The 19,050-nt window shown below is 74.1% G+C and carries 19 protein-coding genes; 7 read left to right on the top strand and 12 right to left on the bottom strand.

The window, feature by feature from the left end; all coding sequences use genetic code 11:
* Positions 1 to 9: 9 nt before the first annotated feature.
* Genes O2W14_RS09735 through O2W14_RS09725 form a run of 3 tightly spaced genes read right to left on the bottom strand, consistent with a single transcriptional unit; the run spans position 10 to position 2,707 of the window.
* A complete protein-coding gene (locus O2W14_RS09735) occupies positions 10 to 636 on the bottom strand; it encodes a GerMN domain-containing protein (protein ID WP_269175888.1) in 627 nt (208 codons plus the stop codon).
* A complete protein-coding gene (locus O2W14_RS09730; protein ID WP_269175887.1) occupies positions 621 to 2,009 on the bottom strand; it encodes a sensor histidine kinase in 1,389 nt (462 codons plus the stop codon). The genes O2W14_RS09735 and O2W14_RS09730 overlap by 16 nt, the downstream gene beginning before the upstream one ends.
* The gene (locus O2W14_RS09725; RefSeq protein ID WP_269175886.1) at positions 2,006 to 2,707 is read right to left on the bottom strand and encodes a response regulator transcription factor; all 702 of its coding nucleotides are present in this window, start codon (positions 2,705 to 2,707) and stop codon (positions 2,006 to 2,008) included. Before O2W14_RS09725 ends, O2W14_RS09730 begins: the two co-directional genes overlap by 4 nt.
* Before the next feature lie 229 nt (positions 2,708 to 2,936).
* Here O2W14_RS09725 and O2W14_RS09720 point away from each other — a divergent pair, with 229 nt between their 5' ends.
* Genes O2W14_RS09720 through O2W14_RS09710 form a run of 3 tightly spaced genes read left to right on the top strand, consistent with a single transcriptional unit; the run spans position 2,937 to position 6,014 of the window.
* Positions 2,937 to 4,334 (top strand): hemolysin family protein, encoded by a 1,398-nt coding sequence (locus tag O2W14_RS09720; RefSeq protein WP_269175885.1) that lies wholly within the window; start codon positions 2,937 to 2,939, stop codon positions 4,332 to 4,334.
* Positions 4,331 to 5,350, top strand: a complete 1,020-nt coding sequence (locus O2W14_RS09715; RefSeq protein WP_269175884.1) for a hemolysin family protein — start codon at positions 4,331 to 4,333, stop codon at positions 5,348 to 5,350. The genes O2W14_RS09720 and O2W14_RS09715 overlap by 4 nt, the downstream gene beginning before the upstream one ends.
* Before the next feature lie 58 nt (positions 5,351 to 5,408).
* Positions 5,409 to 6,014: a hypothetical protein gene (locus tag O2W14_RS09710; protein ID WP_269175883.1), complete on the top strand. Its 606-nt coding sequence runs from the start codon at positions 5,409 to 5,411 to the stop codon at positions 6,012 to 6,014.
* Positions 6,015 to 6,083: 69 nt separating this feature from the next.
* On the opposite strand, the gene O2W14_RS09705 is transcribed toward O2W14_RS09710, so the two are convergent.
* On the bottom strand, positions 6,084 to 7,310 hold the full coding sequence (locus O2W14_RS09705; RefSeq protein WP_269175882.1) for an esterase-like activity of phytase family protein: 1,227 nt from the start codon (positions 7,308 to 7,310) through the stop codon (positions 6,084 to 6,086).
* 174 nt (positions 7,311 to 7,484) lie between these two features.
* On the opposite strand from O2W14_RS09705, the gene O2W14_RS09700 reads away from it, so the two are divergent.
* From O2W14_RS09700 to O2W14_RS09685, 4 genes are all read left to right on the top strand, one after another.
* Positions 7,485 to 8,633: a zinc-dependent alcohol dehydrogenase gene (locus tag O2W14_RS09700; RefSeq protein ID WP_269175881.1), complete on the top strand. Its 1,149-nt coding sequence runs from the start codon at positions 7,485 to 7,487 to the stop codon at positions 8,631 to 8,633.
* A gap of 11 nt (positions 8,634 to 8,644) precedes the next feature.
* Positions 8,645 to 9,232: a hypothetical protein gene (locus O2W14_RS09695; RefSeq protein WP_269175880.1), complete on the top strand. Its 588-nt coding sequence runs from the start codon at positions 8,645 to 8,647 to the stop codon at positions 9,230 to 9,232.
* 243 nt (positions 9,233 to 9,475) lie between these two features.
* A complete protein-coding gene (locus O2W14_RS09690; protein ID WP_269175879.1) occupies positions 9,476 to 9,631 on the top strand; it encodes a hypothetical protein in 156 nt (51 codons plus the stop codon).
* Positions 9,632 to 9,650: 19 nt separating this feature from the next.
* On the top strand, positions 9,651 to 9,956 hold the full coding sequence (locus tag O2W14_RS09685; protein WP_269175878.1) for a hypothetical protein: 306 nt from the start codon (positions 9,651 to 9,653) through the stop codon (positions 9,954 to 9,956).
* Positions 9,957 to 9,962: 6 nt separating this feature from the next.
* Here O2W14_RS09685 and O2W14_RS09680 read toward each other — a convergent pair whose 3' ends face one another.
* From O2W14_RS09680 to O2W14_RS09645, 8 genes are all read right to left on the bottom strand, one after another.
* On the bottom strand, positions 9,963 to 11,768 hold the full coding sequence (locus O2W14_RS09680) for a potassium channel family protein (RefSeq protein WP_269175877.1): 1,806 nt from the start codon (positions 11,766 to 11,768) through the stop codon (positions 9,963 to 9,965).
* A gap of 7 nt (positions 11,769 to 11,775) precedes the next feature.
* Entirely contained in the window at positions 11,776 to 12,162 is a 387-nt protein-coding gene (locus tag O2W14_RS09675) for a DUF6394 family protein (protein ID WP_269175876.1), read from the bottom strand.
* The gene (locus O2W14_RS09670) at positions 12,159 to 13,478 is read right to left on the bottom strand and encodes a glucose-6-phosphate dehydrogenase (RefSeq protein ID WP_269175875.1); all 1,320 of its coding nucleotides are present in this window, start codon (positions 13,476 to 13,478) and stop codon (positions 12,159 to 12,161) included. Before O2W14_RS09670 ends, O2W14_RS09675 begins: the two co-directional genes overlap by 4 nt.
* Entirely contained in the window at positions 13,475 to 14,329 is an 855-nt protein-coding gene (locus O2W14_RS09665) for an NAD-dependent epimerase/dehydratase family protein (RefSeq protein WP_269175874.1), read from the bottom strand. The genes O2W14_RS09670 and O2W14_RS09665 overlap by 4 nt, the downstream gene beginning before the upstream one ends.
* 92 nt (positions 14,330 to 14,421) lie before the next feature.
* Complete coding sequence (locus O2W14_RS09660; RefSeq protein WP_269175873.1) at positions 14,422 to 15,993, bottom strand: AbgT family transporter; 1,572 nt, start codon at positions 15,991 to 15,993, stop codon at positions 14,422 to 14,424.
* 127 nt (positions 15,994 to 16,120) lie between these two features.
* A complete protein-coding gene (locus O2W14_RS09655) occupies positions 16,121 to 17,146 on the bottom strand; it encodes an NAD(P)-dependent alcohol dehydrogenase (RefSeq protein ID WP_269175872.1) in 1,026 nt (341 codons plus the stop codon).
* Positions 17,143 to 17,901: an iron-sulfur cluster assembly protein gene (locus tag O2W14_RS09650; protein WP_269175871.1), complete on the bottom strand. Its 759-nt coding sequence runs from the start codon at positions 17,899 to 17,901 to the stop codon at positions 17,143 to 17,145. The genes O2W14_RS09655 and O2W14_RS09650 overlap by 4 nt, the downstream gene beginning before the upstream one ends.
* Positions 17,901 to 18,944 (bottom strand): amidohydrolase family protein, encoded by a 1,044-nt coding sequence (locus O2W14_RS09645; protein ID WP_269175870.1) that lies wholly within the window; start codon positions 18,942 to 18,944, stop codon positions 17,901 to 17,903. The genes O2W14_RS09650 and O2W14_RS09645 overlap by 1 nt, the downstream gene beginning before the upstream one ends.
* Between the last annotated feature and the right edge of the window lie 106 nt (positions 18,945 to 19,050).

Below are 19,050 nucleotides of genomic sequence, written 5' to 3'. Positions count from 1 at the left end.
CGCCCCGGCTCACGAGGTCGGGCCGGCCACCGTGCCCAGGTAGTCCCCGGCGGTCAGCGGCTCGTCGGTCAGCCGACCCGAGGGCAGCGGGGCCGCCACCGGGGCCCCGTCGACCAGCAGCCGCACCGCGGTCACGCCGTCCAGGCTGGTCGCGGTCAGCACGATCTGGGCCACGGCCAGCCGGGTCTCCCGGCCGATGGGCACCTCGGCCGCGCCGCCGACGTCCACGGTCGCCGTCCCGTCCGTGAGGGAGGACAGGTCCAGGTCGATGTCGGGTGCCAGGGCGGTGCCCAGCCCCTCGTCGAGCTCCTCGTCGGCGGGGCCGGCGGCCAGGTCGTCGAGCAGCAGCTGCAGCTGCTGGTCCACCGGGCCGGCGGACAGCGGCCGGACCCGGGCCACGACGCGGTCGGCGCCCTCCAGCAGGTGGACCCGGGGCTCGCCCCGGCCCGGGGCGGCCGACACCGGCGCCGGCTGCTGTGGGCTCGGCGACAGCAGCCCGAACGGGACCTCGGCGTCGGGGACCGCCGTGGGCGGCCCGCCGGTGGGCACCCCGCAGCCGGTCACGGCGAGCAGGACGGCGCACAGGACGGCGAGCAGACCCGCGGTCGCCGGCCGGGCCGTCACGGGTCCGCGCACGGGACCGAGATGCTGAACCGGGCACCTGCCGGGCCGTCGGAGCACCAGGCGGTGCCGCCGTGCTGCGCGGCGATGTCGGCGGTGATGGCCAGCCCCAGGCCCGCGCCGGGCAGCGAGCCGCGGGTGGCCGCCGGGCCGCGGGCGAACCGCTCGAACACCCGCACCCGGTCGGCCGCCGGCACGCCGGGTCCGGCGTCCTCGACGGTCACGACGACCGTGCCGCCGGTGCGGGAGACGTCGACCCGGGTCGGGCCCCCGGCGTGCCGGTCGGCGTTCTGCAGCAGGTTGGTCACCGCGCGCTCCAGCCGCAGCTTGTCGCCGACGACCACGGTCTGCGCGTCCGGGCCGGTGTGCAGCAGCCCGGCCGGCCGGCCGGCGCGGAGCAGCACCTCGCGCACCAGCGCGCCCAGGGAGAACCGGCTGCCGGCCGCGGCACCGGGGGGCTGGTCGGGCCGGGCCAGCTCGAGCAGGTCGTCGAGCATGTGCCGGAAGCGGTCCAGCTCGCCCTCCACGAGCGCGAGCGCCTGCTGGCTGCGTGCCGGCATGTCCCCGCGGCGGGTGGCCATCACCTCCACGCTGGTGACCAGGCTCGTCAGCGGGCTGCGCAGCTCGTGGCTGACGTCGCCGACGAAGCGGGCGTCGCGCTCCAGCCGCTCGGCCAGGGTGTCGACCATGCTGTTGAAGCTGCCCACGATGCCCACCAGGTCCGGGTCGGTGGTGGCCGGCAGCCGGCTGGTCAGCTCCCCGCCGGAGATGCGGGTGGCCACCGCGCCCACCTCGTCCAGCGGCTGCACGACGCGCCGGCTGGCCCACCAGCCGAACAGCGCGCCCGCGGTGGTGGCGGCCGCGGCCCCGGCGGCGAGCACCGTGGTCAGGGTGCGCAGCACCTGCTCGAGCTCGCTGAGCTCGGAGACCTCGAAGAAGTCGACGCCGGCCTCTGCGATGGGCAGGCCGACCACCAGCCGCGGTCCCGACGGGCCGGCCACCCGCACGCTGCCGGCCGAGCCGTCGGCGACCAGCTGCGCCAGCGCGGGCGGCACGTCCCGGGCGTCGGCGTCCAGGCCGGAGGAGTACCAGGCGTCCCCGCGGCGGACGACGACGTCCCCGGCGACCGAGGGGACCAGGTCGCCGAGCTGGGCGGAGACGTCGGCCCCGGCGCCGGACAGCCGGCTGCGGAGCAGGTTGGCGTCGGCGTAGGCCTCACGCACCAGCGACTGCTCCCGCTGGTCGACCAGGTAGCTGCGGGCCAGGGCGAAGGTCGTGGCGACGAGGACGGCGGAGACCAGCAGGGCCCCGGCGGCGAAGCCGGTGACGATGCGTGCCCGCAGCCGCCGGGGCACCAGCCCCGCCCGCGACACCGGTCCTGCCCTCATCCCAGGTCCAGCCGGTACCCCAGCCCCCGCACCGTGACGACCAGGCGCGGTGACCCCGGGTCGAGCTCGACCTTCGTGCGCAGCCGGCGGACGTGCACGTCCACCAGGCGCTCGTCGCCGAAGAACCCGTGCTCCCAGACCCGCTCCAGCAGCTCGGGCCGGCTCAGCACCCGGCCGGGCACGGCGGCCAGCTCCGACAGCAGCCGGAACTCCGTCACGGTGAGCGGCAGCTGCTCGGTACCGCGGTGCACCGACCCGGCCGCGCGGCGCAGCACGAGCGGTGCGGCGGGGTCCGGGTCGAGCACCACGTCGACCACCGGCTGCGGCCCGGACGCCGCGAGGCGCCGGCGGAGCGCGCGCAGCCGGGCGGTGAGCTCCCGGACCTGGAACGGCTTGGTCACGTAGTCGTCGGCGCCGGCCTCCAGCGCCGCCACGACGTCCTGGGTGTCTGCCCGGGCGCTGACCACGACGATCGGCAGGTCGTGGGCCCGGCGCACCTCGCGGATCACGGTGAAGCCGTCCATCGCCCCGAGCATCAGGTCCAGGACCATCAGCTCCGGCGCGGCCGCCGCCACCTGCACCAGCGCCTCCTCGCCGCTGGCCGCCTCGGTGACCTCGTAGCCCTCGTCCTCCAGGGCCCAGCGCAGCGCGGTGCGGATGCCGTCGTCGTCCTCGACCAGCAGCAGACGGGCGGACACCGTCCCGACGATGCCACGGCTGCACGTGGGCGGGGTCGGCGCCCGCGATCGTCACGAGATCGCAAAGCGGTCGCACGGGGGTCCGGGCCCGGGACCGGGGCAGACTCGACGGGCAGGCCGTCCCGGCCCGGCGTCACGCGGCGCACACCCGAGCAGAGAGAGACATGAGCAGCCCCGAGCACAGACCCGAGGCCACACCCCACCGGCGGGACGAGGAGGTGTGTGGCCGATGACCGAGGTGCTGTCCCTGCTCCTCGGGGTGGTCGTCGTCCTGGCCATCACCGTCGTCACCGGGTACTTCGTGGCCCAGGAGTTCGCCTACATGGCGGTCGACCGGTCCACCCTGGCCGCGCACGCCGGCGCCGGTGACGCGGCCGCCGAGCGCGCGCTGGACGTCACCCGCCGCACCTCGTTCATGCTGTCGGGCGCCCAGCTGGGCATCACCGTCACCGGGCTGCTGGTCGGCTACGTGGCCGAGCCGCTGATCGGGGAGTCCCTCGGCGCGATGCTCGGCGGGGTCGGCGTCCCGACCGGGGTCGGCATCGCCGTCGGCACGGTGCTGGCGCTGCTGTTCTCCACGCTCGTGCAGATGCTCTTCGGCGAGCTGTTCCCCAAGAACCTGGCCATCGCCCGCCCCGAGCCGGTCGCCCGCTGGCTGGCCGCCTCCACGGTGCTCTACCTGAAGCTGTTCGGCTGGCTGATCTGGGTGTTCGACCAGGCGTCGAACCTGCTGCTCAAGGCGCTGCGGATCGAGCCGGTGCACGACGTCGAGCACGCCGCCACCGCCCGCGACCTCGAGCACATCGTCGAGGACGCCCGGGAGGCCGGTGACCTGCCGGCGGAGCTGTCGATGATGCTGGACCGGATCCTGGACTTCCCGAACCGCGACGTCGAGCACGCGATGATCCCGCGGCCCCGGGTGGGCACGGTCGCCGACACCGACACCCTGGGGGAGCTGCGGGAGCTCATGGCCACCGGGCACTCCCGCTACCCGGTGCTGGACACCGCCTCCGGCGACGTCGTCGGCGTCGTGCACCTGGCCGACGTGCTGGCCACCACCCTGCCCGACACCGCGCCGGTGACCGCGATCGCCCGGCCGTGCCTGGTGGTCTCCACCCTGGCCTCGCTGCCCGAGGCCCTGCGCCAGCTCACCGACGCCGGTGACCAGCTGGCCTGCGCGGTCGACGAGTACGGCGGTTTCGCCGGTGTCCTGACGCTGGAGGACCTCGCCGAGGAGCTGGTCGGGGAGATCACCGACGAGCACGACGAGGCCACCGACCCCGGCTACGTGCCGGTCGAGGGCGACGGCGTCTGGGAGATGGCCGGGGACGTGCACGTCGACGAGGTCGAGCGCGCCCTGGTCGTGGACCTGCCGCGCGGCCCCTACGAGACGATCGCCGGGCTGGTCATCGCCGCGTACGGCGGTCTCCCCGAGGCCGGCACCGTGCTGGACGTGCCGCTGCCGCTGGACCCCGGCGACCTGGTGACCGCCGACGTCCCGGTCGTGCGGGTGCTCCGGGTGGAGGTGCTGGCCGTCGAACGGCACGTGCCCTCCCGGGTCCGGCTCGAGCTCCCCGACCACGGCGCCGCGGGCGCCGTCGAGACCGCCGAGGTGAACACCGCATGACCGGGAACCCGTACGTGGTCGTCGCGCTCACCGTCGTCATCGTGGCGCTGAGCGCCTTCTTCGTGGCGGTGGAGTTCGCCGCCCTGGCCGCCAAGCGCCACCGGCTGGAGGAGGCCGCGCCCACCAGCCGCTCCGCCCGGGCCGCGCTGCGCAACTCCGCCGAGCTGACCGTCCTGCTGGCCGGCTCCCAGCTGGGCATCACCGCGGCCACGCTGGCCCTGGGCGCGATCAGCAAGCCGGCCGTGCACCACTGGCTCACGCCCGTGTTCGAGACCTGGGGGCTCCCGCTGGTCGCCGCCGACGTGGCCGGGTTCGTCCTCGCGCTCCTCATCGTCACCTTCGTCCACCTGGTCGTCGGGGAGATGGCGCCCAAGTCGTGGGCCATCGCCCACCCGGAGCGGTCGGCCACGCTGCTGGCCGCCCCGATGCGGGCCTTCATGGCCGTCTTCCGGCCGGTGCTGCGGCTGCTCAACGTCACCGCCAACGCGCTGCTGCGCCGGGTGGGCGTCACGCCGGTCGACGAGGTCGCGGTCGGGCACAGCCCCGCCGCGCTGCGGCACCTGGTCGAGCACTCGGCGAACGTCGGCGCCCTGGACGCCGGGTTCTCCGAGCAGATCTCCGGGGCGCTGGAGCTCGAGCGGCTGACCGTCCGCGAGCTGCTGGGCACCGGCTCGCCGCCCACCGGCGTCCGGACGGCGGCGACGGTCGGCGAGGTGCGCGAGGCCACCCGCCGCTCCGGGCACCTGCGCATCCTGCTCGGCGCCGTCGACGGTGAGCAGGTCACCGGGGTGGTGCACGTGCGGGACACCCTCACCGAGCCCGACGAGGGGGCCGCGGCACCGTTCGCCCGCCCGGTCTTCACCCTCGACGCCGGGACGACGGTGCACGCGGCGCTCAAGGCGATGCGGGAGACCCGCAACCACCTGGCGCTGGTCACCTCCGACGGCGCCGTCCTGGGGGTCGTCACCCTCTCCGACGTGCTGGGCCGCCTGTTCCCGCAGCCGGCTCCCGTCTGAGGCGGGCCGGACGGTGCCCGCGCGGTTGGGCGGGCGCCGTCCGGGACACCGGGACCCGGTGACCACACGGCTGCACTTCGACGGCTGGATCCTCGGCACCGGGACGACGTCGGGCACCCGGGTGGTGCTCGGCCACTGGCCGCGCTCGCCGCTGGGGTCGTTCTCCGACGTGATGGTGCAGCGCCCCGACGGGCACCGGGTGCTGCTGGCACCCAGCCAGGAGGTCGCCGGGTTCGTCGGCGCCACCTACTCCTTCGACGAGGTGCGGCTGGTCGAGGTGGCGGTCGACCGGTCCGACCCGCGCACCTGGACGCTCACCGCCGGGCCGCTGCAGCTCCGCGCCACGGTCGGACGCCGCCCCGCGCTGGGCTGGCTGCTGCGGCTGGTGCCGGCACCGCTGGCCCGGCGCCCGGCGTGGGTGGGGCTGATCGACGCCCCGGCCCGGCTGCTCACCGGCCTGCGCACCAAGGGCTCGGCCGGCAACGGGCGCACCGAGTGGTACGGCGTGCAGGACCTGCACGCGCTGGCGTCGGTCACCGCCAGCTGGCAGGGCGAGCCGCTGGGCGCCGTCGCGCCGGTGCAGCCGCCGGTGACCTTCGGCTTCGGGTCGGTGCCGCCGGACCCCTCGGTCGTCCGGGTGACGACGACGGTGCAGGTGCCCTGAGCGGGCACCTGCACCGTCGGCCGTGCGGAGGGCCGTCCGGCCCGGGGTGCGGGGCCGGACGGCGCGGGGTCAGCGCGGGCGGCGCGCGGTGAGCCTGCGGTCGACGTCCAGGTCCTCGTCCACCTGCACCACGACGTGCTCGTTGTCGTCGGGGACGCCGGCCGTGCGGCCGTTCGAGCCCGGGTAGTTGTTGTCGTTGCCGACGATCACGTGGTGGTCGTCGAGGACGGCGATCTGCTCGATCGTGACGAACGGGAAGGTGGCGAAGGCGCCCTTGGTGCCGGCCACGCCCTGCGGGTCGGGCATCGCCATCAGGTTCACCAGCAGTCGCTTGTCGGCGTACCCGTCGCGGTCGCGGTCACGGGTGTCGATCAGGTACACGGCCTTGAGCTGCGCGGCCGGGCCCTGGGCGTTGTCCCGCTCCAGGATCAGGAAGCGGTCCCGGTCCAGGGCCACCATGTCGCCGAGCGCGTTCCCGGCCACCTCGAACCGGACCTTCGCCTTCAGGCCGGTGTACTGCCCGCGGCGGGTGTCGAAGGAGTAGATGCGGCGGGTGGCCGGGTCGTCCCCGGTCACCGCGCCCTCCAGCATCGGGAAGAGCGTGCGGCCGTCGGGGGAGAGGGCCATGCCCTCGAAGCCCTTGCTGCTGCCCAGCGTCGGGGTCGCGCCGTTCAGGTCCCACGCGTCGGGGGAGCGGACGCCCTCGGGCTGCGCGGGGGCGGCGAGCACCTTCCCGGTCGCGTCGACGTGCACCAGGCTCGGGCCGAACTCCTCGCCGATCCAGAAGGTGCCGTCGGGCATCCGCTGGAAGGACTCCGGGTCCAGGTCGGCACCGGTGAGCCGGCGGTCGGCCCGGACGGGGGTGAAGGGCAGCCTGCGGTCGGGGTCGGAGAGGCTGAAGCCGCCCTCGAGCACGGTCGTCACCTGCGTGGTCGTGTCGATGTGCAGGCGGACGGCGCGCAGCAGGAAGTCGGCGCTGTTGGCCTTGGTGCCGTAGCCGTTGTCCTCCAGCACCAGCCAGTCGTCGCCGTCCGCCAGCAGGCCGGAGAAGCCTTGGACGGGCTGGGCGGCGAAGGGCGTGGTGACACCGTTGGCGGGGCTGGCCAGCGCGCCGGAGGGGACCTCCTCGCCGAAGGTGGCCGAGGGCAGGACCGAGCGGCCGACGAGCTCGGCCTGCTGGGTGCCGTTGCCCTGCGGGACAGCGCTCAGGCCGACGGCGAGGGCGGGGACCGCGACGGCGGTCAGCACCCCGGCGGTGGTGAGGGTGAGAGCGGTACGGCGGGACGGACGGCGCACGGAGGCACTCCTGGGACGGACGGTGGTGCGGACGTCGCTGACCGTGTCGCGGCGAGGCAGACGCCACCCGGCCACCCCGTGACCGCGCTGTGAGCACCCCGTGAACGCGGCGGGTGTGTGCACCGGGCGAGGACGGGGCACTGCCGGGCGGACGGCCGTTCCCCAGGAGGCACCATGCGCGCGATGACGTACCGCGGCCCGTACAAGCTGCGGGTCGAGGAGAAGGACCGGCCTCGGATCGAGCACCCCAACGACGCGGTCGTGCGCGTGACGCTGGCGGCGATCTGCGGCTCCGACCTGCACCTCTACCACGGCCTGATGCCGGACACCCGGATCGGGCACACCTTCGGCCACGAGTTCATCGGCGTGGTCGAGGAGGTCGGACCGTCGGTGGAGAACCTGGCGGTCGGTGACCGGGTGATGGTGCCGTTCAACATCTACTGCGGGTCGTGCTTCTTCTGCGCCCGCGGCCTGTTCTCCAACTGCCACAACGTGAACCCCAACGCCACCGCGGTGGGCGGCATCTACGGCTACTCGCACACCACCGGCGGTTACGACGGCGGCCAGGCCGAGTACGTGCGGGTGCCCTTCGCCGACGTCGGCCCGGTGAAGATCCCGGACTGGATGCACGACGAGGACGCCGTCCTGCTCACCGACGCCGCCGCGACCGGCTACTTCGGCGCCCAGCTCGGTGAGATCGCCGAGGGCGACACGGTCGTCGTCCTGGGCGCGGGCCCGGTCGGGCTGATCGCCGCGCAGTCCTCGTGGCTGATGGGCGCCGGGCGGGTGATCGTCGTCGACCACCTGACCGATCGGCTGGAGAAGGCCGCGACGATGGCCCACGCCGAGACGCTGAACTACGACGAGCACGACGACATCGTGGTGGAGCTGAAGAAGCAGACCGACTTCATCGGCGCCGACGTGGTGATCGAGGCGGTGGGCGCGGAGGCCGACGGCAGCTTCCTGCAGCACGTCACCGGCACCAAGCTCAAGCTGCAGGGCGGCTCGCCGATCGCGCTGAACTGGGCGATCGACGCCGTGCGCAAGGGCGGCAACGTCGGGGTGGTGGGTGCCTACGGGCCGATCCCGAACGCGGTGAAGTTCGGTGACGCGCTGAACAAGGGCCTCACGCTGCGGATGAACCAGACGCCGGTGAAGCGGCAGTGGCCGCGGATGTTCGAGCACGTCCGCAACGGCCACCTCACCCCGCGGGAGATGGTCACCCACCGCTTCCCGCTCGAGGAGATCTCCGAGGCCTACCACGTGTTCTCCGCCAAGCTCGACGGCTGCATCAAGCCGCTGATCGTGCCCAGCGCGTCCTGAGGGAGACAGCCATGACCGACCCCGAGATCCCCAGCGCCTACGTCCGCGACAAGCGCACGCCACCGCCGAGCCGGGAGGAGCTGCGGGCACGCATCCCCGGCTGGGGTGTCGACCTCGACCCCGCCGACCGGCCCTCCTACCCCAAGCAGCAGTACCCGGCGCAGACCGGCGCCCGCTGGGACTTCCCCGAACGCCAGCCCGGCGCGCAGGGGCGTGAGCGCTCGGTCGAGCACGCGTTCGTCACCCCGGTGTTCGGCACTGCCCAGCCGCTGCACGGGCTGTCCGGCGCGATCCGCCGGTTCGCCTACGAGCGCTACAGCGAGGGCCGCAACGGGCACTGGCTGCTGCTCATCGCCGGCGACCGGGTCGACGCGTGGGGCGCGCACCTGCGCTCCCTCGCCTCGGCGCACCCGGACAACCCGGTCACCGAGACCGGGGTGCGCACCGAGGTCACGCACGGCGGCGTCTCCTCCCGCAGGGGCCGCAGCGACGCCCGGCACCAGCTGCTGGACCCGCTGCTGGTGGCCGGACCGTGGGTGGCCGGGGCCGGTGCGGCCGTCCTCGGCACCCGGCGGCTGGTGCGCGCGCTGCGCGGCTGATCGGCCCGTCCTCCCGGCGAGGCGGTCGGGGCCGTGGCGGCGGGCGGGTAGCGTTCAGCTCGACGTCGTCCGGCGTTCAGGCCCCTCCGTCACGGAGGGGAGATCGGCGGTCCCGATGGGGTCCACCTCCGCACGACGGCACACCGGCACCTCCTCGGCTCCCGCCGGGGCCGGCTCGTCGTCCGCGGGCCGCCAGCCGGCGACCCGGCCCCGGCCGGGAGTCCAGATGCAGGGAGGTCGCTCGTGAGCACCGAAGGAACGTCCCAGGCCCCCGACAGCCCCCGCCGGCCCGACCCCCGCCTCATGCCGCGGAAGTCGGTCCTCGTGGCCCGTCCCGTCGGCGCCGAGCGGCCCGACTCCGACGCCGCCCCGGCCGAGAGCCCGGTGCCCGAGTCGTGACCCGCCCCGGTCGGCCCTCGTGCTGACCGTCCCGGTGGTGCTGCCCCACGGCGGCGCCGAGGTCGCCCTCCCGGACGTCCTCGGACCCCCCTCGCCGGTCGTGCCCGAACCCGTCACCGACGGGGGCGGGGGCGACCGGCTGGTGGTCGTCACCCAGCCCGCGGTCCCCGCCCGGCCGTCGGCGACGCTGCTCGCCGCGCAGCAGCTGTCCGCCGAGGCCGGCCGGTACCCGCGGTCGCTCCGCCGGCCCGGTGTGGCCGTGCGCGCCCGCCGCCGGGTACTGGTGGGCCGGATGATCGAGCAGCGCCGGGCCGACCGCGCCTGACCCGGCTCAGCCCCGGTCGGCCGGGGTGAGCTTCCGCCAGATCCAGCTGGCCGGCACCCGCCGCCCGGTGAGCACGTACTCGTGCACGGCCTCGACCTCCAGCATGGTGGTCAGTGCCCGCTCGGCGGCCGACCAGCCGGCCAGCAGCAGTTCATCGCCCGGGGCCAGCACGAAGTCCTCGCCCGGGGCCGCGGTCGCCTCGTCCCCGCGCAGCACCAGCAGCGGGACGGCGTGCAGTGCGACGTCCCGGTCCTCCGGGTTGCGCAGCAGGTCGCCCAGCCGCGCCCCGCCGGTCGCCAGCCAGCCCTGCACCGCCGGCGCCTCCTGCGGGGTCAGCCGCACCTTCCACAACGTCTGCAGCCGGGTGCCGCACAGCCCGACCAGCCGGCCCAGCACCTCCGCGGCCCAGCCGTCGTCCTCCGACGGCAGGTGCCGCAGGAAGCGCCACAGCAGCGGCGTGGACAGCTGCGCGTACACCTCGTGGGCGATCACCTCCGCCGGCACGAGCAGCGCGTCGAGCTCCATGGCGGTGAACAGCGGCGCGTTGGCCGCGGAGTTCTGCCGCGCGCCGACGAACAGCTCGGGGTTGATCCGCCGGGCCGCGGCCACCAGCGACAGGTTGGTCGTGTCGTTGTCGGTGCTGGCCAGGAACCCGACGGCGTGCTCGAGGTCGACGTCACCGAGCACCGCGGGGTCCGAGCCGTCCCCGACCACCAGGTCGCTGTCGGCGGCGGCGTCCGGGTCGTCGGCTCCGGGGTCGATCACCGTCACCGCCAGGCCCTCGGCGCGCAGGTCCCGGGTCAGCTCCCGGCCCAGCCGCCCGTAGCCGACCACCACCCAGTGACCGTTGCGCGGCGGGGAGCCGCGGTCGGGCAGGTCGGCCCCGGGCCCGGCCTCCAGCCAGGTCAGCAGCTGGTAGGCCGCCGGCGCCCGCAGCGCCAGGCGCAGGTGGTCCCCGAAGCGGTCCAGCGGGTTGACCGTGCTGGGGTCGCCGAAGGCCCGCATCCGCTCGGCGATGACCGGGGAGGTGACCCGGGCGATCACCGGCAGGTCCGGGCGCAGCAGGGCCGCGGCCATCACCACGGCCAGGTTGGCCTCCTCGTCGTCGGTGAGGGCCACCACGGCCGCGCACGAGGGGTGGTCCAGACCCGCGACGGCCAGGTTGCCGGGGTCGCGGGCATCACCGGTGAGCCCCGGGACGTCGGCGGTGTAGGAGTCCAGCTCCAGGTCCTCGATCCGCTCGGACGCGAGGTCGACCACGACGAACCGGCGGCCCAGCCGGTCGATCGAGCGGCCCAGCAGCTCCCCGGTGCGGCCGTAGCCGGCGATGAGCACGAACGGCTCCCGCAGCCGGGCCACCTTGCGGGTGAAGTGCTGCCGGGCCAGTGCCGCGCGGAACGCCCGGTCACGCAGCAGCGCCAGCAGGGAGCCGATCGCGTACGCCCAGCCGATCACGCTCAGGTAGATCGAGAAGGTCACCCACAGGCGCTGGCCGTAGGTGAAGGGGTTGGGGATCTCCCCGAAGCCGATCGTGGTCGCGGTGTAGCTGATGACGTAGAAGGCGTCGAAGAACGACATCCGGGCCGGGTTGCCGTCGGCGTCCTGGCCGGGGATCAGCGTCAGCCCCAGCGTGCTGACGGCGAAGACGACGATGAGCGCGATCAGCGGGGTGCGCATCCGGCGCAGCACCAGGAAGATCGCCTCCGCCGACCGCGCGGTCGAGGACGCCGACAGCCGCAGCGCGGCCCGGCGGCCCCGCCGCTCGTCGCGGGGGACCAGGTCGTGCCAGAGCGCGCGCAGGCGGGTGGTCACGGGCGCCTCAGCCGCGGTGTGACGACGTGGTCTCCACGACCAGCAGGACCACCGAGACCATGTTGGCCACGAGCGCGCCGCCGGCCAGCGACACGATGCTCGCCGTCCAGCCCGCGGTCAGCCCGGCGGAGGAGATGTGCTCGGCGTAGACCCACATGGACGCCGCACCGATCAGCTGCAGGTCGGCGACCAGGCTGGTGGCCAGGTGGACGGCGCCGATCTGGGTGCGGTCGCCGAACTTGAGCACGGTGGCGATCAGGTTCACCACCACCGCGGCGTAGAGCTCGTACTGGTTGTGCAGCTCGGGCCGGCTGATGTCACCGATGAAGAAGCCGAAGTTCAGCGTCGCGGCGAGCACGACGAAGAAGCCGAAGACCACCTTCTCCAGGTTCATGCCGGACCCTCCGAGCCGGCGGGGTACTCCTGCAGCGGCACCTCGCCGGCTGCCCAGGCGGTGAGCACCGGGTCGACGACCCGCCAGGCCTGTTCGGTCTCCGCGCTGCTGACCGAGGTGCGGGAGCCGCCGGACAGCACGTCGGCGAGCACCTGGCGGTAGGCGGTCCGCTCACCGGGGGCGTGCACCGACACGTCGGCGCCGGCGTCCACCGCGCCGTCGAGGGTGACCCACAGCCGGTCGTCGGCGGGCCGCTCGGCCAGCGCCGGGTCGACCTGCGGGGCGGTGCCGCGGAAGGTGAGGACGACGCCCTTGTGGTCGCGGGCCAGCGCCTTGCCCGTGCGCACCAGGAAGCGGGTGCCGGCCCAGCGTGGGGTGTCGACGACCAGCTCCAGCTCGACGAACGTCTCGGTGCCGCGGGCCGGGTCGACCTCGGGGTCGGCGGCGTAGTCGGGCACCTGCGTGCCGTCGGCCAGCGTGCCGGCCGAGTACCGGGCCCGGCGGGTGGTGGCGGGGCCGACCACGCGCACCGCCCGCAGCGCCGCGAGCTTGGCCGCGTGCAGGTCGGCCTCGGAGTCGCTGGCCGGCTGCTCCATGACCAGCAGCGTCAACGACTGCAGCAGGTGGTTCTGCAGCACGTCGCGGATGGCGCCGTTGCGGTCGTAGAAGCCCGACCGGCCGGCCAGCCCCAGGCTCTCCTGCCACAGCACCTCGACCGAGGAGACCGTCTCGCTGCCCCAGCCGGGCACCAGCGGGCTGCCCGGGGCGTGCAGCGCCAGCAGGGCCTGCACGCCGGGCATGCCGAGGAAGTGGTCGACCCGGTAGGCCGCCTCCTCCACGCCGCCGGTGACCTTCGTCAGCAGGGCGTCCAGCTCGGCGGCGCTGGCCAGGTCGGCGCCGAAGGGCTTCTCCACCGCGATCCGGCTGCCGGCGGGCAGCCCCGCCTCGCCCAGGGCGGTGAGCGCGGGCGGGAAGGCGGTCGGGGGCAGCGCCAGGTAGGCGGCCACCGGGCCCGCGCCGTCGAAGGCGGCCACCGCGGCGGCCACCGTGGCCGGGGCCGTGAAGTCGACCTGCCGGTAGCGCAGCCCGGCGACCAGCGCGTCGCGGACCTCGGCCGGGACGTCGGCGGCGTGCTCGGTGAGGCGGGTGGCCACGTGCTGCCGGAAGGCGTCGTCGTCCCAGTCCTGGGGGGCGGCACCGACGACCTGCAGGCCGTCGGGCAGGGTGCCGGCCGCGGCGGACTCGGCCAGCGCGGGCAGCAGGTGCCGACCGGCCATGTCGCCGGTGGCACCGAGCAGCAGGAAGCGGGTGATCACGCGCGCTCGTCCCGCCAGGAGTGCTCGGGCTCGAAGCCCAGCACGCGCCGGGCCTTCTCGATCGACAGCAGGGACTCGTGCTCGCCCAGCTCACGGCGCACCTCGACACCCGGGAACTCCGCGGCCAGCAGCTCGGCGTTCGGGCGGGCGCTCACGGTGTCGGCGTTGGCGACGATGAAGACGTCGGCGCCGGGCGCGGTGTGCTCCAGCCCGCGGCGCACGGCCTGCGCGCCGTCCCGGGCGTCGATGTAGCCCCACAGGTTCCAGCGGCGGGCCGCGGTCGACTCGTCGTAGCCGGGGAAGGCCGCGTAGTCCTCGGGGTACATGACGTTGCTGAAGCGCAGCCCGGTCATCGACAGGTCGGGGTGCCACCGGCACAGCTGCCGGGCCATCTCCTCTTCCAGCGTCTTGACCAGCGAGTAGGTGGTCGTCGGCCGCGGGGTGTACTCCTCGTCGACCGGGACGTAGGGCGGGTCCTCGTCGAAGGGCAGGCCCAGCACCGTCTCGCTGGAGGCCCAGACGACGTTGCGGATCCCGGCCCGCAGCGCGGCGGCGTAGACGTTGTACGAGCTGGTGGCGTTGTTGGCGAAGATCGCCGAGTTCGGCATCAGGCCGGGTGCGGGGACGGCGGCCAGGTGCACCAGCGCGTCCACCGGGGCGTGCTCGTCGAAGCCGGCGAGTGCCTCGAACGCCTGGCCGGCGTCGGTGAGGTCGACGACCGCGGACTCGACGTCGGTGCGCGCGCTCGGCACCCGGTCCAGGGCGAGGACGTCCCAGCCGGAGTCGAGCAGGTGGGTGACCACCGCCCGGCCGAGCTTGCCGCTGCTGCCGGTCACTGCTACCCGTGCCATCTGGTGCTCTCCTCGCGTCGGTGGTGCCCGGGCCACTCTTCCCGACGCACGTCGCGCGCACACACGCCGGTCACCGACTCCGGGCGACGGCGTCAGGGCAGCCGGGCGTACTGCCCCGGGCCGAAGGGCAGGTCGAGGAAGAAGAAGACCGCCAGCACGGCCGCCCAGGCGAGCCAGAAGAAGACCGTGAAGGGCAGGAAGCGGGAGATCAGCGTCCCGAAGCCGGCCTGCGGCTCGTACCGCCGCAGCATCGCCAGGATGATCACCAGGTAGGGGTTCAGCGGGGTGAGGATCTGGGTGGCCGAGTCACCGATCCGGAACGCCGCCTGGGTGAAGCCGGGCTCGTAGCCCAGCAGCGCGAACAGCGGGACGAAGACCGCGCCCATGATCGTCCACATCGACGACCCCGAGACGATGAACAGGTTCAGCAGTGAGCACAGCAGCACGAACGCCAGGACGGCGCCGAACCCGGTGAAGCCCAGCGAGGCCAGCGCGTCGGCCCCGGTGACGGCCAGCACGGTGCCGACGCCGGACCAGTTGAACAGCGCGATGAACTGGCCCAGGACGAAGGCCAGCACGATGAACGAGGCCATGTCCTTGACCGCCTCGGCCATCGCCACCGGCACGTCGGCGGCCTTCCGGAACGCCCCGGTGGCGTAGCCGTAGGCGATCCCGGGGACGGCGAGCAGCGCGGAGACGATGAAGACCACCGAGTCCAGCAGCGGGGACTCCGGCAGGTAGCCGCCGGTCTCGTTGCGCAGCGGGGCGCCGGGCAGCACGGTCAGCAGCACGATCGCCACGGCCGTCACCAGGAAGGCCAGCCCGGCCAGCCGCATCCCGCGGCGGGCCCGGTCGTCGAGGGTCAGGTCGGCGACGTCCTCGACCGCTCCGAGCGAGTCGCCGTCCTCGCTCTCGACCTGCTTCCGCGGCACCCGCAGCCGCTCCAGCCGGGGCTCGAGCACCTTGGTGATCAGCAGGCCGCAGACCACGGTGAGCACCAGCGAGCTGACGATGTTGAAGAACCAGTTCGACACCGGGGTGACCGGGGTGCCGGGGTCGGGCAGCGACCCGGTGACCGCGGAGGTGATCCCGGCGAAGAGGGCGTCCAGGCTGGTGACCAGCAGGGACGTCGAGTAGCCGGCCCCGGCGGCGGCGAAGGCACCGAGCAGCCCGGCCACCGGGTGCCGGCCGGCGGTGGCGAACACCATGGCGGCCAGCGGCGGCAGCACGATCATCACCGAGTCGGCCATGACGCTGCCGACGGTGCCCACGAGCGCGACCGCGTAGGGCAGCGCCCAGGACGGCCACCCGGAGAAGCTCCGCTTGATCACCGACGAGAGCAGCCCGCTGCGCTGGGCGATGCCGACGGCCAGCAGGATCACCACCACGGTGCCCAGCGGCGGGAAGCCGACGAAGTTGTCGACCAGCGTGGTGGTGAACCAGCGGATCCCCTCGACGCTGAAGAACCCGCGGACGACGGTCGGGGAGTCCGCACTCTCGACCTGGGCCTGCACCCCGCCCAGCGCCAGCCCGGTGGAGACCACCGCCAGGATCGTGAACAGCCCGACGAAGAGGACGAACGGCTCGGGGATCTTGTTGCCGGCCCGTTCGATGCCCCCGAGCAGGCGGTCGGTGCGGGTGGTCGGTGCAGCCGGTGTGCTCATGGCAGCAGCTCCTCGACGTCGGCCGGGCGGGCGCGGTGAGGAGCATCCTGCAACGGATCGGCGTGCCCGTCACGCCGGTCCGGCCCTGCACCCGGGGCCCCGCCGGTCGGACGGGGCCCCGGTCAGGTCACGGGACGAGGATCGCCCGGCCGCGCACCCGGCCGGCGCCCAGGTCGTCGATCGCGGACTGGAAGTCGTCCAGGGCGTACCGCGCGGTGTGCAGCCGCACCTTCTGCTGCGCGGCCAGGGCCATCAGCTCGACCAGGTCGTTGTAGCTGCCGACCAGGTTGCCGATGATGTTGATCTCCGCCGAGATCAGGTCGATGGTCGGCACGTCGACGTTCTCGCCGTAGCCGACCACCAGGTAGTCCCCGGCCCGCCGCGTCATCGCCAGCCCCTCCTTCGTCGACCCGCCCTCGCCCACGAAGTCGATGACCACCTCCGCGCCGTGCCCGCCGGTCAGCTCCCGCACCTGCTCGGCCTGGCTGCCGTCGGCGACGACCGCGTGGTCGGCGCCGATCTCCAGGGCCAGCTTCACCGCGTCGGGGTTGCGGTCGAGGACGATCAGCTCGGCGGGGGAGATGGCGTGCATGACCTGGATGCCGATGTGCCCGAGCCCGCCGGCGCCGATCACCACGCACCGGTCACCGGCGCGCAACCGCCGGGCTGCCTTGGCCGCTGCGTGGTAGGCCGTGAGCCCCGCGTCGGCGAGCGCGGCGACGTCCGCCGGCTCCAGCGAGTCGTCGATCCTGACGCAGCTCCGCGCGGAGGTGAGCAGGTACTCGGCGTACCCGCCGTGGGTGTCGATGCCGGGGAACTGCGAGGCCTCGCAGTGCACGTCGTCCCCGGCCCGGCAGGCGCGGCACAGCCCGCAGGTGACCAGCGGGTGCAGGATCACCTTGTCCCCGACCGCCACGTTGGTCACCGCCGAGCCGATCGCGTCGACCCAGCCGGCGTTCTCGTGGCCGATCGTGTACGGCAGCGCGACCTGCGACTTCTCCGCCCACTGCCCCTCGAGCACGTGCAGGTCGGTGCGGCAGACCCCGGCCCCGCCGATCTTCACGACGACGTCGTGCGGGCCGGTGGGCTCGGGCTTCGGGACGTCGTCCATCCGCAGGGGCTGGTGGTACCCGGTGACGCGGACGGCTCTCATGACAGGACCTCCAGGGGAAGGAGCGGGCGGGAGTCGATCGAGGGGCGTGCGGTCTGGTCGGCCTCCGCGCCGGGGTAGCGGGTGGTGAGCAGGCCGCGGCAGAAGTGCGCGTTGCCGTCGACAGAGATGCGCACCGAGCGGGCACGGCGCAGCGTCGCGGTCACCGCGTCCGCCGGTGGGCGGGAGCCGTCCGGGGCCAGCAGCACCGGCGAGCCCGGGTCGACCGGCAGACCGAGGGCGGCCCGCCGGCTCAGCAGCGCGTCCGTCGTGGGGCCCACGGGCAGGTCGCCGAGGCACAGGTCGCCGACCGCGGTCTCCGGGCGGGCCGGGTCGGCCCGCAGCCACGCGGTGAGCGCCCGCTCCATCGCGGCGGTGTGCGCCTTGCGCTGGAACGTCGCCCGCAGCTCGTCGAGGGAGTCCTCCGCCTCGTGGCCGAAGGTGCCGCGGTAGCCGGCGTCGGCGGCCAGCCCGGCGTTGATCAGGTCGGAGTCGTGGTGGTCGTCGAGCTCCACCACGACCCGGCCGGCGGCGGGCAGCGCGCGGAGGGCGTCCTGGGCGTCGGAGACCATCAGCCAGGCGAAGTTCGGCGCGCAGAACGACGTCGGCAGCCGCAGGTGCACCTCGACCGCGTCGCCGGACACCGTGACCGAGCGGACGAAGCCGACGTCGGTGATCGGCTCGTCCAGCTCGGGGTCGACGACGGTCGACAGCGCGGCCCGGACGTCGGCCTCGGTCAGCGTCAGGGTCGCGGTCATCAGGCCATCGCCAGGTCGGCGCTCTCGGGCTGGCGCGGCCCGGTCGCGGTCTCGGCGGCGTCGGGCAGCTGCAGCTCCGGCGGCACCGGGATGCCGTAGAGCTTCGCGGCGTTGAGGCCGAGCACCTTCTTCTTCACCGCCGTGGTCAGCGGGCCGTACTCGGTCATGTCCTCGGGGATCTGGAAGTCCACGAACCGCTCGACCAGCCAGGTCGGCGTCCACAGCGCGTAGTCGCTGGAGAAGAGGATGCGGTCCTCGCCGAGCCAGTAGACGAGCTCGCCCATGATCTGGGCGAAGTAGCGCGGCCGGGTGTGGATGAACGGGATGGCCACGGCGAGCCCGGCGTGCACGTTGGGCTCCTGGGTGGCGATCCAGCAGAAGTCCTCGAGCCGGGGCAGCCCGCAGTGCTCGACGATGAACTGCAGGTCGGTGAAGTCGGTGGCCACGTGGTCGACGTCGGCGACGTCGAAGGCGTCGCGGTCCAGCGGCCGGATCGTCGGGCCCTTGTGCACGTGGATGTTGGTGATGCCGAGCTCGCGGCACAGCTCGAAGTACCGGTAGGCCATCGGGTCGTTCAACTTCCAGCCGCGGGAGTCGCCGTGCCAGTCGGCGGTGTAGAGCTTCACGCCCTTGAGGTCGAACCGCTCGGCGTCCGCGCGCAGCTGGTCCAGCCCCCGCTCGCCGTCCCGGGGATCGAAATAGTGGTTGTAGGTGAGCTTGTCCGGGTTGGCCTGGGTGAGCGCGAACGCCTCCTCGGTCTGACCGAAGCCCCGGGCGTAGAACTCGCCCAGCCGGGCGGGCTGGAAGATGGCGTGGTCGACGATGCCGTTGCCGAAGACGTCGCGCATCAGCCGCTCGCCGCCCTGGTAGAGGTACTCCTCGTAGGGCCAGACCTCGGACTCGGGGCTGAGGTTGCGGTGGTAGTCGTAGAAGCAGTCGATGAACTGCTTGCCGTGCACGTTGAGCTGGTTCTCCGGCCGCGCGTCCCACAGGGCGATGTGGGCGTCCACGATGAAGTAGTCCTCGCCGTCCTTGCTGTACACGGGTCCTCCTCGACACGTGCGGAGCTCGTCAGGTGCGAGCTGGGTCACACCGGACGTTAGGGCGGCGGGCACGGTCTGCCAGGGGCCGCGGTGTCTCACTTTGAGA

Origin of the sequence: Modestobacter sp. VKM Ac-2986 (genome assembly GCF_026967795.1) — a bacterium.
Lineage (GTDB): Bacteria > Actinomycetota > Actinomycetes > Mycobacteriales > Geodermatophilaceae > Modestobacter.
Note: the sequence above shows the minus strand (reverse complement) of the source record. Positions and strands in the feature narration are given on the sequence as shown.

What these genes read in the sequence shown, in the direction of transcription:
- O2W14_RS09650 (WP_269175871.1), bottom strand. Translation starts at nt 17,901, where the DNA reads ATGACCGCGACCCTGACGCTGACCGAGGCCGACGTCCGGGCCGCGCTG.
- O2W14_RS09655 (WP_269175872.1), bottom strand. Translation starts at nt 17,146, where the DNA reads ATGAGAGCCGTCCGCGTCACCGGGTACCACCAGCCCCTGCGGATGGAC.
- O2W14_RS09715 (WP_269175884.1), top strand. Translation starts at nt 4,331, where the DNA reads ATGACCGGGAACCCGTACGTGGTCGTCGCGCTCACCGTCGTCATCGTG.
- O2W14_RS09665 (WP_269175874.1), bottom strand. Translation starts at nt 14,329, where the DNA reads ATGGCACGGGTAGCAGTGACCGGCAGCAGCGGCAAGCTCGGCCGGGCG.
- O2W14_RS09730 (WP_269175887.1), bottom strand. Translation starts at nt 2,009, where the DNA reads ATGAGGGCAGGACCGGTGTCGCGGGCGGGGCTGGTGCCCCGGCGGCTG.
- O2W14_RS09660 (WP_269175873.1), bottom strand. Translation starts at nt 15,993, where the DNA reads ATGAGCACACCGGCTGCACCGACCACCCGCACCGACCGCCTGCTCGGG.
- O2W14_RS09720 (WP_269175885.1), top strand. Translation starts at nt 2,937, where the DNA reads ATGACCGAGGTGCTGTCCCTGCTCCTCGGGGTGGTCGTCGTCCTGGCC.
- O2W14_RS09695 (WP_269175880.1), top strand. Translation starts at nt 8,645, where the DNA reads ATGACCGACCCCGAGATCCCCAGCGCCTACGTCCGCGACAAGCGCACG.
- O2W14_RS09700 (WP_269175881.1), top strand. Translation starts at nt 7,485, where the DNA reads ATGCGCGCGATGACGTACCGCGGCCCGTACAAGCTGCGGGTCGAGGAG.
- O2W14_RS09675 (WP_269175876.1), bottom strand. Translation starts at nt 12,162, where the DNA reads ATGAACCTGGAGAAGGTGGTCTTCGGCTTCTTCGTCGTGCTCGCCGCG.